This is a genomic window from Prevotella koreensis (assembly GCF_003977605.1).
GTDB classification, from domain to species: domain Bacteria; phylum Bacteroidota; class Bacteroidia; order Bacteroidales; family Bacteroidaceae; genus Prevotella; species Prevotella koreensis.
In genome coordinates this window covers 493,431-506,685 of the sequence record NZ_RYYU01000001.1, presented here as the reverse complement: position 1 = coordinate 506,685, position 13,255 = coordinate 493,431, and the positions used below count along the sequence as shown (strand labels likewise).

The following is a 13,255-nucleotide window of genomic DNA, read 5'->3' as shown; positions in this document are numbered from 1 at the left end:
TCTTTCATAAAAGATTACTTTGCAAAAATACAAAAAAAGCGTATCAGTTGACAACGCTTTCTATATAATTTATGATTTCTTCAACATTGTTTGGTGAGAACCACCTTATTTCTTCATCGCGCTTGAACCATGTAAGTTGCTTTCGGCAATACCTACGTGTATTCCCTTTGATACGCTCTATTGCCTCATCGAGTTGCAAAACGCCATCGAAATAAGTGAATATCTCCTTATATCCTACTGTATTCAAGGCATTCTCGTTTCTAAAAGGGAGCATACGGCGCGCCTCATCCACAAGTCCGTCGGCAATCATACTATCCACACGGAGATTTATTCGCTCGTAAAGTTCTTCTCTTGGACGGTCAAGTCCTATCTTTATTATATTGAACGGACGTTCTTTTTTCTCGTCTTTTCTGAACGATGTATATGTCTTGCCGGTCTGGTGACATATCTCCAGGGCATGTATAACGCGGCGATGGTTTTTCTTATCTACAATCTCATAATGGCAAGGGTCAAGCCTTCGCAGTTCCTCAACAAGCGAGTCAAGTCCCTCTTCGGCATATCTGCGTTTCATCTCAATGCGAATATCCTCACGGATAGTAGGAATATCGTCAATGCCTTTGCATACCGCATCAATATACATCATGCTTCCGCCGGTGAGCAATGCCAAGTTGTCTGTTTCCAACTGCTTGCCAATCAACGTCAGAGCATCCTGTTCGTAAGATGAGGCACTGTAATAATCGCAAATGTCGTGAGTTCCGACAAGGAAATGCTTCACCCTCGACTGTTGTTCGATTGTCGGTGCAGCAGTACCTATTGGTATGTCGCGGAATATTTGTCTGGAGTCCGCGTTTATTATAGGTATATGAAAATGCTCGGCCACACTGAGACAAAGTTCTGTCTTGCCTACGCCTGTGGGGCCGAGTATTACAATAAGAAAACCTTTCTTTAACACCTTATCTCAATATTCCTCTCTTGGAACTCTCAACGAAATCAATGATATACTTTATCTCAGGAGTCATCGGAAGACTGTTCTTTATTTCCTCGACACCCTCTGAAAGCAGTCCCTTGGAATAGAGAAGACGATAGGCCGTGTGTATCTGTTCTATCTGTTCGTTGCTATATCCACGGCGGCGCAGACCTATAAGGTTTACTCCCGCATATCGTATAGGTTCTTTTCCGGCAATTATATACGGCGGAATATCTTGTGACGAACGACTTCCACCCTGCACCATAACGTATCCGCCGATGCGACAGAACTGATGAATAAGCACCGATGCGGAAATAATGGCACAGTCGTCAACGGTAACCTCTCCGGCAAATTTTGTGGAATTGCCGATTATGCAGTTTGAACCTACAACACAATCGTGGGCAATGTGCATGTTCTCCATCAGCAGGTTATTATTGCCTACGGTGGTTTTGCCTTTGCTTGCCGTACCCCTTGAAATGGTTACATTCTCACGGATAGAGTTGTTATTGCCTATCTCGCAGATAGAGTCTTCGCCTTGAAACTTCAAGTCTTGCGGCTTAGTAGAAAGACTTGCGCCGGGGAATACCTCATTGCCCGAACCGATACGTGCTCCGTAATTCACCGTGACGCTGTTCTGCATCACGTTATTATCACCGATAACGGTATTACGGTCGATGTAGCAAAATGGTCCGATGATGTTGCCATCGCCGAGTATCGCCTCGGGATGAACGAATGCTAAAGGACTTATCTGGTTTGCCATAGATTTAAGTTTATCCCTCTCTAACCCGAAGTTCGGGAAGACCTAAAAGGGATTCGGGTCTTTCAATGGTTATAAATGCCGCCCTTGCAGGCAGTATATCAGAGTCAGTCTATTACTTGTTCTTCACTATCTGCGCCGTGAACGTTGCCTCACTGACAACTTGGTCACCCACAAACATATATCCTTTCATCGAAGATATGCCGTGACGTACCGGTGCAAGCAGGTCAACTTTGAAAAGAAGCGTGTCACCGGGCACCACCTTTTGGCGGAACTTCACATCGTCTATCTTGAGGAAATATGTGCTCCACTTTTCAGGTTCCTCGACATTATTAAGCACGAGAAGTCCTCCACACTGTGCCATTGCCTCAATTTGCAGCACTCCGGGCATAACCGGTTCCTGTGGGAAATGTCCTTGGAAGAAAGGCTCGTTGCTTGTAATGTTCTTCAATCCCACGATGCTCGTTGGGCCGAGAGAAATCACCTTGTCAACAAGTTGCATGGGATAGCGGTGCGGGAGCAGTTCGCGAATACGATTCACGTCCATCACCGGTGCTTCGTTAGGGTTGTAGAACGGAGCCTGTACCTCGTGTTTGCGTATTTCCTTGCGCATCATGCGGGCAAATTTATTGTTGATAGTATGCCCCGGACGAGTAGCAATGATACGTCCCTTTATCGGCTTTCCTATCAGCGCCATATCGCCAATTATGTCAAGTAGTTTGTGACGAGTACACTCGTTCTCCCACACAAGCGGTTTGTGCTGTATATATCCGATGTTGTTTGCATCCATGTGTGCCACTCCGAGCAGGTCGGCAAGTTTGTCGAGACGCTCCTGTGTGGTTTTCTGTTCATATATTACGATAGCGTTATTCAGGTCGCCGCCCTTTATCAGATTAGCGTTCAGCAATGGTTCAATATCACGCACGAATACGAATGTGCGTGCCGCAGCCACTTCATCGGCATATTTTTCCATATTGTCGAGCGATGCGAACTGGCTGTTTATGAATTTCGAATCAAACGAACACATAGCGGTGATTGAGAACTCCTCATCCGGAAGGATTGTTATAACAGAGCCGCTTTTCTCGTCTATCACCTCATGCTTGTGACGTATTACGTAGTAGTCCTTTGGTGCGTTCTGCTCCTCGATGCCTATTTCGTTAATCTTATCTACATACATTGTTGCAGATCCATCGAGTATCGGAAACTCCGGACCGTTCACCTGCATCAGACAGTTGTCTATTCCCATAGCATAAAGTGCCGACATTGCGTGCTCTATGGTCGAGATTCTGATGTCTTTCTTACCGATAACCGTGCCGCGCGTTGTTTCTACCACATTTTCTGCGACAGCATCGATAATCGGTTGCCCGTCAAGGTCTATTCGCTGTATCTTATATCCCGTATTCTCTGCTGCGGGATTAAACGTTACGGTGAGGCTTAGTCCGGTGTGAAGTCCTTTACCGCAAAGAGCGAAACTTCCTTTTAGAGTTGTTTGCTTTGACATATTGTGAGTTTTTAATTATCTGTTACTATTATACCTTATACTTTCTTTACCTCTTTCATTTCTTCGAGTTCACGCTTTAACTGTGCAATCTCTTTGTAAATCTGGGGCAACTTCTTATATACGGCGAATGCGCGGAAAAATTCCTTCGGGTCGGTTGCAGGACTTCCTATAAGGCTCTCTCCATTGCCTTTCGTATTGCTAATGACACCGCATTGCGCTCCGACAAATGTCTTGTCGGCCACGGTGATATGTCCGGCGCAGCCTGCCTGACCTCCGAACATGCACCATTTTCCAACTTTCGTGCTACCGGCAAGTCCCACTTGAGCAGACATTACCGTATTTTCGCCAACTTCAACATTGTGTGCAATCTGCACAAGGTTGTCAAGTTTGACACCTTTTCTGATAATCGTGCTTCCCATTGTCGAGCGGTCAACACATGTATTCGCGCCTATTTCCACGTCGTCTTCTATTGTAACGATGCCTATCTGCGGTATCTTATCATAACCATTTTCGTTCGGAGCAAAGCCGAAACCATCGGCTCCTATCACGCTTCCGGAGTGTATGGTAACCCGATTGCCTACTCGACAGTCGTGATAGATAGTGACGTTAGGGTAGATTACGCATCCGCAACCCACCTTAGTACACTTACAGATTACCGTATTGGGATAAATCTGAGTGTTGTCTCCTATCTCTACGCCCTCCTCAATCACTGCGAACGGCCCAACATAGCACCCCTCGCCTATCTTTGCATTTTCTGCAACGCTCGCTTTCGGGTCGATACCCGTGCGTCCGGGTTGCATCTGCTGATAGATTTGCAATAGTTTGGCCACGCAATCGTATGCGTTATCCACTCTGATGAGTGTTGTCTTGACCGGTTTTTCGAGTACGAGGTCTCTATTTATCAGCACCACACTCGACTCCGTATCATAAATAAAATGAGTGTATTTGGGATTTGAGAGGAAAGAAATAGCCCCTTCTTTACCTTCTTCTATTTTGGCAAAAGAGTTTATCTTGGCATTTTCGTCGCCCTCTATTTCACCCTGTATAAATCCGGCAATTTGCTTTGCGGTAAATTCCATCTTTCTTATTATATATACAAAATCAGTTGCAAAGGTAATCGTTTTTCCTTAAAAACGTTGATAACATAGATAATATTTACGAATTTTTTTGGAAAGGAGTCCCACGTTCAGTATTTCCGACGATTCTGATATGTCTTTTATCATACCATCCTTATATAGAATTGATATGCGGTCTTCGTTAACATCATACATGTCTTTCTGAATGGTGTTCACACTCATTAGATACTCAGCCTCTTCAATGCTCACTCCGTATATCTTTGTGAGTTGCTCACGCAGTTCGGCGATGCGCTCTTCTGTAATCGGCTCGCTGCTCACTTCCACCTTGAATATGTTGCGATTGAGCATGTCAGAGGCCAGCAGCGAGAGTATTTTATCATCGCTCTGCGCCCATACTTTCATTGCACTCCAGATGTCGTTGTCATCGAGTTGTCCGTAATTCAGCAGGGCATCGGGCGAATTTCTGAACATTCTGCCGTCAACTTCTCTTGTCAGGAAATACTTCAAGCACGGCGGAGCGAAAACGTCCTTACCTTCTGATGCAAGACGCTTGGCACGTAACAGGGTGTTTACAAGCACTTTCTCGCACGCCACGGCAGTCTTGTGCAGATAAACTTGCCAGTACATCAGTCGCCGCGATGTGAGATAGTTCTCTATCGAGTATATACCTTTCGACTCTACCACGAGTTGATCATCCACCACATTGAGCATCTTTATTATGCGTGCCGAACCGATATTACCCTCATTCACGCCTGTGAAAAAACTGTCACGGCGCAAATAGTCGAGGCGATCCATGTCGAGTTGCGAACTTATCAACTGGTGAAGGAAACGCTTGGGATAGTCATCCTTGAATATCTTCAGCGTAAGGTTGAGCGCACCGTTCATCTCACGGTTTATCTGCTCCATCATCATGAGCGATATTTCTTCATGCGAGATGCCGGATATAAGAGTGTTTTCAAGGACATGCGAAAACGGCCCATGCCCGATGTCATGCATCAATATGGCCGCTCCGACAGCCTCTGCTTCCGAATCGAAAATGAATATCCCCTTGCCGGTAAGGCTCGTTATCGCCTCACTCATCAGATGGAAAGTACCAATCGAGTGCTGAAAACGAGTGTGCTGTGCTGCGGGATAGACAGCGTTGGCAAGTCCTAACTGTCTTATACGCGTCAGTCTTTGCATCAACGGATGCTTCACTATTGAGAGAATAAGACCGCGCGGTATTTTGATGAACCCGAATACCGGATCGTTTATTATCTTCGAATCATTCATGATGCAAAGGTAGAAAATAATATCCTAACGTCCAAATAATAAGACATTATGCTATCCGCAGTATGTTGTTCGGCATGTATGGAGTTTGTAAAATGGGCGAAATTGCAAACCAAAACAGCCGAAATTACTGAGCAAAATGGGCGAAATTGGTTTGCAATTTGGGCGAATTTGAAATTCAGACAATGGTTATCCGCGTGCCGTTTGACTATTTTGCAGGGAACATTTGGACAATGTTTTGCTCGCGATGGCACACACGCACCTCCACTCCATACTTTCTGCTGATATGCTCTGCAAGGTGTTGGGCACTATATACCGAGCGATGCTGACCACCGGTGCAGCCGAACGAGAACATCAGTGATGTGAAACCACGCTGAATGTAACGCTCCACATGCGCATCAGCAAGTTCATAGACGTGTGAAAGAAACGTGAGTATCTCTCCGTCATCCTCAAGGAAACGTATCACAGGCTCGTCAAGTCCCGTAAGTTTCTTGTATGGTTCGTAACGTCCGGGGTTGTGGGTCGAACGGCAATCGAACACATAGCCGCCTCCGTTGCCACTCTCGTCTTCAGGTATTCCCTTGCGATAGGAGAAACTATAAACACGCACCACAAGCGGACCTTTACCGTCATACTTTGAGAAAGTTGCCGGTCCGTCCTTCGGGTGAGCCTTATAGACATCGTTCTCGGCGGTCTTATATCCGTCGGCACGCTCCTTTACAGAGTCTTCACGAATGGCAAACTGAGGTAGTTCGGTAAGCCTACGGAGCATTTCCATCATGTAAGGATATGGGAAAGCATCAAGTTCCAACAGTTCGCGAAGGTTCTGTATTGCCGGAGGTATGCTGTCAATGAAATGCTGCTTGCGCTCGAAATAACCTCTGAAACCGTATGCTCCGAGCACCTGCATGGTGCGGAAAAGCACGAACAACGACAATCTGCGAACGAAATGGCGCACCGAAGGCACCTCGATATAATTGCGCAGGGAGTCGTAATACTCGTAAACGAGTTCGCGACGCAGTTTGTGTGAGTATCTCGCAGATGCCTGCCAAAGGAATGAGGCGAGGTCATAGTAGAACGGTCCACGCCTTCCGCCCTGGAAATCAATGAAGTATAACGAATTTTCCGTACCTCCGTTCACGTCGGCCTTCAGCATAACATTGCGTGCTTGGAAATCCCGGTAAAGGAAACTATCACACTTTTCTTCGGTAAGGTCTTTGGCGAAAAGACGGAAGTTTGCTTCGAGTTTCAGTTCGTGGAAGTCTATTCCGGCAGGCTTCAGGAAGCAATATTTGAAATAGTTTAGGTCGAAGAGCACTGAGTCAACATCAAACTCCGGCTGCGGATAGCAGTTGCTCCAATCCAACTCTCTCGCTCCACGTATCTGTATATTGGGCAGTTGGCGTATCGTCTCAACGAGCAACTGCTTCTCTCTCTGGTTATATCTGCCTCCCGCTTCACGTCCGCCACGCAGGGCATCGAAAAGAGATAGCGAACCGAGGTCTTCCTGCAGATAGCACATCTCATCGTCGGCAACGGCAAGAACACGCGGCACAGGTAAGCGGCGATGCTCGAAATGGCGCGAAAGATAGACAAAAGCATGGTTCTCCTCACGACTTGTGCCGACAACACCTACAATCGTGAAACCGTCTCGGACGATAATTCTGAAATAACTACGGTTGCTTCCCGCACCGGCCATTTTTTCTGTTGCAACGGGATCTTCACCCTTATACTTGCGGTAAAGTTCAATAAGTCGCTCCATCATAAATCTATTTTCGCAATGGTCACAACAAGTCATCATCTTTGTCATTGCGCTTCTTCTCCCACTGCACAATGAAAAAATCGATAAGCAACAGCAACATGAATATGCCCAGTGCCATAAAGAACGACCCGGTCAGTAACCTCAATCCGACAGCAACCACAGCAAAAGCCACCCATTGCCAGGGACTTATCTTATAATCTTTTATATCCATAAGTTATATTTTCTGCAAAAGTAAACAAAATTATCCATATAAAAAAATATAACAAGTGGGTATTTATAACATCACATCTGATTATGGAAGAAAAGCAAAATATCGAGACCGGACATTGGAAGCAGGTGTTACGGTCAATAGTTGTACACCAATCCCAACATTATATATCCCGGAATTCTGCTGTAACTCTCTGTTGATGTATAGTATGGTGTCGTTACAGTGTTCCACCATTCTGTTTCACGCAGATTTAATATGTTTTTAACAGTCAGAGCCAACATCAACTTGTTTATCTTGTAGTCAATGTTACAACCGAGATCATACAGATTACTTTTGTAACCATTACCCGTCACCCGGTAGTAGCCGAACTGCAGTTGTCCCCTTAAGTTGTTGGCACGAAACAGTAGTTTGGAAACGATATCTATCTTGTCTGCATCACTCCTTATGTCTGTAATGCTCACTACACTCCTGTTGTGAGAATATTTCATGGAGAGGTCAAAATTAAATAATGATTTGAATTTTGTCGTAACATTCAAGTCGGAAGAAAAGAAATACATCTTTGTTTCGTTCATTTTGTTGTTAATTGCAGACGCGTTCTTCATATAGTTTGCAGATAATGTACCTTTCAGAGTTAATGGCAAACGCTTAAACCTCTTATCAATAGTTGTCATAAAATAGACATTATCGTCAGTCCCTCCACTTTCATATTTAGTGATGCTGACAATATTGTTTTGGACAATATTCTGCATAATGGTATTCCGTCCGGAAGACATGTTTGCTAAAACAACGAAGAACAACTGCTTGTCAACATTATAGTCTTGATATGACAGCATAAGTTTGTTACTCTTATTATATGGCGACATGATGCCCGAACCTGCAGAAATCTCATTATAAGCATTGACAATATTAAGTCCGGACAATTTTTCCATATCAATGAGTTCATTCCCGCGTGTCAGGGATAACGACAAATTTCTGAATACATTGAATTTATATCCAATCTCTGCCAAGGGGTATATAGCCCATGAATGGTTTGAGAATCTCGAAGTGTAACGGTTGTTCTCAGAAACCAACATTGCCCCTATACGATACCACATTTTGTGTGAGTCATTCTTCAGATAAAATTTCAATGCCAACTCATTTATGTCTAAACGTTCATCATTTTCTGCCATATCATTTCTACGAACAAGACTTAATTCTTGGGTATCATAAAGATAATTCACAGAAGTTTCAAATTTAAAGTTATTCTTTAAAACAAACGAATAGCCCAAAAACAATGCGGCATGCAGCCTTTCTGTATTCATGCTGTCGTTATAAAGATATATGTTATCTGGTGTCAGAAAATATGAAACAGGAAGAATTTTCTTGTTGGTATTCAGTTGCATTGCACGTTTCCAGCAATTATATCTTATATTAGCCAAGGTCGTAAACAGACCATCACCAATACCTATCTTCGTCGAAATATCAGCCTCTGCGGCACAAGTCTTTTTGTTGTTATTTATTGCGTTTTCGGTAATGTCGCCTCCATCGGTTCTTGCATCATTCCTATCTTTCATTCCTGTTGCATCAAACTTTACATTCATCTGTGTATGGACATTACCTCGAGGCTTCCAATCTGCTTTAAGTTTCCCAATGATAAAATTCCCATTTTGTTCATTATTCGAGAAAGTGTTTGCAACGGAAAGATCTGAAAGGAAAATATCTTCTCTATGCGACCGTCCCGCTTGACTGAAATGATTAAGGAGGACGTTTCCACTCAAAACCAACTTTTTAGAGAACTTGTATTTAGCATCAAACAACATGATATCGCTCAAGTCCTTATGAACATTATCCGGTCTGTAAAAAAGACTGCTTTCTGTATCAGACAGCGTCATTCTTATACTTCCGTCAGAATTAAGGTCTTCAATATCAATTATACGTTTAATGTATTCTCCGATAGTGAACAACGGCACACCGATGTTGTTGCCGGCAAGTAACGATGTGAAGGAAAATCTTTCGGCAGTTCCCATTGTGAACGACCTAAAGTTGTAACGATTTTTATATCCATAATTCAGGTCTGCACGTCCGGAAATATGGCCAATGCCCTTCGTCTTTATGTTAAGTGCAAGTTGATCTTTCTGACTGAATCTGTCACCTATGTTACCTGCCTTATAGTTTTTTATTATTTCTGCGCCGTCAACAAGATCTGCCGCCATGTTTTTCAACACATATCCACCGGCATCTTTAGTAAACAAGTCCTTACCATCAATGAGCAGTTTGTTCACTGCATCACCGCCATACGACACACTACCATCATCGGTTACGCTGACACCCGGCAATGATGTAAGCAAATCGGAAACACTGTTTTCAAATCCGTTGCGTAAATGTTTCGTGTCAAATTTAATCGTATCACCGGATATTTTCACTCCGGAATAAAAGCCCTTTACAACAACCTCACTCAACATTGTATTACCTTCAGATAACACAATATAAAAATCTTCACCTCCTGATGTTACCTCCTGTTTGTAATCCTTATATCCGAGACTTCTCACAACAAGCCAATATGATTGCTTGTCTTTTTTTGTATCAATCCTGAATGTTCCGTCTTGCTGTGTTGTGCTGTAAGCAACCATTGGCGGTGTAAGAAGACTGTCATTATACAATAATACAGATGCTCCCATAACAGGCATGTCATCTTCTCCCCTAACCTGCCCTCCAACATACATTTGTGAATATATGGCAATAAAGGGGAAAAGACAAAACAACATGCACAGACAGGCTCGTTTTGACACCGTCATGCAACCATTTACTAACACAATGAGGTGTTTAGTATTAACGCCCATAATATTTATGTTTGTTTTTCTGACTATCTGTAGAATTGAAACAAAGAGGAAACGCGCATCTATTACTCGTAAACTTTCACTGAGGTGGCTTTTTCCAGATTCTTTCCAAAGTCAACTTTCTCCATCTTATATAATTCGGCTTCCGTTATGTTTTTTCCTTTCGTAGGTATCTCCAAATCTACTTCTGCCAACTCGGAAATCTCTTTCAAGTCAATATAATATGCGGGCATTTTCATCCGTATGACAAGTCCCGGCAAACCATTATAACCGAATGGGACGTATGAGAAAGGAACATCGGTAGTGAACCATGCAATAATCTTTGGATTACCCCTCAACACAGCCTTGGAACAAAGCTTACCATGTATAGTGTCCGTTTGCGAAACAATATCCCAATCGTTTCTTTCAATCTTTTCCTTCGACAGATATAATTGTCCGTTATACTCCGACTGTCTGATGCAAATACTGTCCCTGAAATCCATGAATATATTCTTCACATCCACAGTCATCGGCATTGCATCTATACTTTCCGGTTCTTTCTTGAACAAATACCTACCATCATAAACCGAAAGCGAATACACCTTCTTGTCTTTTTTTATTCTTTCCATGATGATATTCCTTGCCATCTCATTTTCAATCTCCAAAAAGCCATTATGCATTATAAATGTTGAGACATAAGTACATTTTATTCCTTTCGGTTGTGCTCCTGCCGAAAGGGACATGATGGAAAATAAAAACACAATTAATAATTTCATAGAAAACAATTTTAAGTTAGTAATATTTAAAATATGAACAGTCTTATAATTAAGTTCTATACACGCACAAATATATATTTATTATTTGATATAAGCAAGGTTTTTATTATGTTTTTTCTTAAATTTTACATTTCCCATTGTTTTTCATTGCATATTCATAGTATTTATTTAATACAGAATTGTAAATCATTAGCCGACATTCAAAATAATAACCATACATTGATAATAAAAAAAATCGGGTGCCTCACGGCATCCGATTTTCAAAAACAAACTACTTAAAAACTAATCTACTAAAACAAATCAAAAAAATATCTTTAAACGGACTGTGTCCGATATAATTTTATTGTTTCGCTTGCAAAATTAGAATATTTGAGCAAATCGCCAAAATCTTTTCTTTATTATTTATGCAGAAAATGGACAAAAAGACAAAAAGAGAGGCCAATTTTGAACCATTGGCCTCTCTTTTGATATGTTTGGTTTACAAAAACATACATTATGTTACATCATACCGCCCATTCCGGGAGCACCGCCCATAGGCATCACCGGTTTGTCTTCCGGTTTGTCAACGATAAGACACTCGGTGGTAAGGAACATACCGGCAATACTTGCGGCATTCTCAAGAGCAACGCGAGCAACCTTTGCAGGGTCGATTACTCCTGCCTCGTGCAGGTCTTCGTAAACATCGGTACGAGCGTTATAGCCGAAATCGCCATTGCCCTCACGTACTTTCTGTACCACTACTGCACCCTCGCCACCGGCATTGGTAACAATCTGGCGCAACGGTTCTTCTATTGCACGCTCCACAATCTTGATACCGGTATCCTCATCGGCATTGACACCCTTCAGTGCCTTTACTGTCTCGATAGCGCGGATATATGTAGTACCTCCACCGGCAACCACACCTTCCTCGATTGCAGCACGTGTAGCGCAGAGAGCATCGTCAACGCGGTCTTTCTTCTCCTTCATCTCCACCTCGCTGTTTGCACCGACATAGAGCACTGCAACACCGCCTGCAAGTTTGGCAAGACGCTCCTGAAGTTTCTCCTTATCATAAGAACTTGTGGTCTTTTCTATCTCGTTCTTTATCTGTGCAACGCGATCAGCGATAGCCTCTTTCTCGCCTGCTCCGTTCACGATAGTGGTGTTGTCCTTAGAAACAACTACCTTATCGCAGGTTCCGAGCATTTCGAGTGTAGCCTGCTCAAGTTTCAAGCCCTTCTCCTCACTTATCACAAGACCACCGGTGAGAACTGCGATGTCCTCAAGCATTGCCTTGCGACGGTCGCCGAAGCCCGGTGCTTTAACAGCACAAACCTTCAGTCCTGCACGAAGACGATTTACAACGAGTGTTGTGAGAGCCTCTGAATCAACGTCTTCTGCGATAATAAGCAGCGGCATACCGTTCTCTGCTGCCGGCTGAAGTACAGGCATAAGATCCTTCAGGTTTGATATCTTCTTGTCGTAGATAAGGATGCGTGGGTGATCCATAACACACTCCATCTTGTCGGCATCGGTCATGAAATATCCTGATAGATAGCCACGGTCGAACTGCATTCCCTCAACAACACCGATGTGAGTGTCGCGACTCTTGCTTTCTTCTATTGTGATAACACCGTCTTTGCTAACCTTGCGCATTGCATCGGCGAGCAACTTGCCGATTTCCGGATCGTTGTTTGCACTCACCGTTGCCACCTGCTCAATCTTGTCGTAGTTGTCACCAACAACCTCTGCGTGTGCCTTGATGTATTCTACTACTGCAGAAACAGCCTTGTCGATACCACGTTTCAAATCCATTGGATTGGCACCTGCGGTAACATTCTTCAAACCAACATTGATGATACTCTGTGCAAGTATCGTTGCGGTGGTTGTTCCGTCGCCAGCATCATCACCGGTCTTTGATGCAACACTCTTGACCAATTGTGCTCCCGTGTTCTCGAAACGGTCTTCAAGTTCCACTTCCTTTGCAACGGTAACACCGTCCTTGGTAATCTGTGGAGCACCGAATTTCTTCTCGATAATTACATTGCGTCCCTTAGGACCAAGTGTAACTTTCACTGCGTTTGCCAACTTGTCAACACCATTTTTCAGCAAATCGCGCGCATCCATATTGAATTTTATATCTTTAGCCATAGTTATGTTAAAAG

General features: G+C 43.4%; 10 protein-coding genes. All 10 read right to left on the bottom strand.

Annotation, left to right across the window (positions count from 1 at the left end):
- Positions 1–43: 43 nt before the first annotated feature.
- The 10 genes from miaA to groL all read right to left on the bottom strand — a co-directional run bounded on the left by miaA (position 44) and on the right by groL (position 13,241).
- A complete protein-coding gene (miaA, locus tag EHV08_RS02125) occupies positions 44–952 on the bottom strand; it encodes a tRNA (adenosine(37)-N6)-dimethylallyltransferase MiaA (protein WP_126677782.1) in 909 nt (302 codons plus the stop codon).
- A 1-nt stretch (position 953) separates the two neighbouring features.
- Positions 954–1,727: an acyl-ACP--UDP-N-acetylglucosamine O-acyltransferase gene (gene lpxA, locus EHV08_RS02120; RefSeq protein ID WP_126677781.1), complete on the bottom strand. Its 774-nt coding sequence runs from the start codon at positions 1,725–1,727 to the stop codon at positions 954–956.
- Between the two features lie 112 nt (positions 1,728–1,839).
- The gene (locus EHV08_RS02115; RefSeq protein ID WP_126677780.1) at positions 1,840–3,225 is read right to left on the bottom strand and encodes a bifunctional UDP-3-O-[3-hydroxymyristoyl] N-acetylglucosamine deacetylase/3-hydroxyacyl-ACP dehydratase; all 1,386 of its coding nucleotides are present in this window, start codon (positions 3,223–3,225) and stop codon (positions 1,840–1,842) included.
- A gap of 35 nt (positions 3,226–3,260) precedes the next feature.
- The gene (lpxD, locus tag EHV08_RS02110) at positions 3,261–4,304 is read right to left on the bottom strand and encodes a UDP-3-O-(3-hydroxymyristoyl)glucosamine N-acyltransferase (protein WP_126677779.1); all 1,044 of its coding nucleotides are present in this window, start codon (positions 4,302–4,304) and stop codon (positions 3,261–3,263) included.
- A gap of 48 nt (positions 4,305–4,352) precedes the next feature.
- A complete protein-coding gene (locus tag EHV08_RS02105) occupies positions 4,353–5,573 on the bottom strand; it encodes an HD domain-containing protein (protein ID WP_126677778.1) in 1,221 nt (406 codons plus the stop codon).
- Between the two features lie 205 nt (positions 5,574–5,778).
- Positions 5,779–7,332 (bottom strand): RapZ C-terminal domain-containing protein, encoded by a 1,554-nt coding sequence (locus tag EHV08_RS02100; protein ID WP_126679390.1) that lies wholly within the window; start codon positions 7,330–7,332, stop codon positions 5,779–5,781.
- Positions 7,333–7,354: 22 nt separating this feature from the next.
- On the bottom strand, positions 7,355–7,543 hold the full coding sequence (locus EHV08_RS02095; protein WP_126677777.1) for a hypothetical protein: 189 nt from the start codon (positions 7,541–7,543) through the stop codon (positions 7,355–7,357).
- A 134-nt stretch (positions 7,544–7,677) separates the two neighbouring features.
- Positions 7,678–10,359: a TonB-dependent receptor gene (locus EHV08_RS02090; RefSeq protein WP_126677776.1), complete on the bottom strand. Its 2,682-nt coding sequence runs from the start codon at positions 10,357–10,359 to the stop codon at positions 7,678–7,680.
- 62 nt (positions 10,360–10,421) lie between these two features.
- The gene (locus EHV08_RS02085) at positions 10,422–11,111 is read right to left on the bottom strand and encodes a GLPGLI family protein (protein ID WP_126677775.1); all 690 of its coding nucleotides are present in this window, start codon (positions 11,109–11,111) and stop codon (positions 10,422–10,424) included.
- Between the two features lie 498 nt (positions 11,112–11,609).
- Positions 11,610–13,241 (bottom strand): chaperonin GroEL, encoded by a 1,632-nt coding sequence (gene groL, locus EHV08_RS02080; RefSeq protein WP_126677774.1) that lies wholly within the window; start codon positions 13,239–13,241, stop codon positions 11,610–11,612.
- Between the last annotated feature and the right edge of the window lie 14 nt (positions 13,242–13,255).

Bases quoted from the DNA above. Each gene is read 5' to 3' on its own strand.
- groL (WP_126677774.1), bottom strand. From the start codon at position 13,241: ATGGCTAAAGATATAAAATTCAATATGGATGCGCGCGATTTGCTGAAA.
- EHV08_RS02085 (WP_126677775.1), bottom strand. From the start codon at position 11,111: ATGAAATTATTAATTGTGTTTTTATTTTCCATCATGTCCCTTTCGGCA.
- lpxD (WP_126677779.1), bottom strand. From the start codon at position 4,304: ATGGAATTTACCGCAAAGCAAATTGCCGGATTTATACAGGGTGAAATA.
- EHV08_RS02095 (WP_126677777.1), bottom strand. From the start codon at position 7,543: ATGGATATAAAAGATTATAAGATAAGTCCCTGGCAATGGGTGGCTTTT.
- EHV08_RS02090 (WP_126677776.1), bottom strand. From the start codon at position 10,359: ATGGGCGTTAATACTAAACACCTCATTGTGTTAGTAAATGGTTGCATG.
- EHV08_RS02115 (WP_126677780.1), bottom strand. From the start codon at position 3,225: ATGTCAAAGCAAACAACTCTAAAAGGAAGTTTCGCTCTTTGCGGTAAA.
- EHV08_RS02105 (WP_126677778.1), bottom strand. From the start codon at position 5,573: ATGAATGATTCGAAGATAATAAACGATCCGGTATTCGGGTTCATCAAA.
- lpxA (WP_126677781.1), bottom strand. From the start codon at position 1,727: ATGGCAAACCAGATAAGTCCTTTAGCATTCGTTCATCCCGAGGCGATA.
- EHV08_RS02100 (WP_126679390.1), bottom strand. From the start codon at position 7,332: ATGGAGCGACTTATTGAACTTTACCGCAAGTATAAGGGTGAAGATCCC.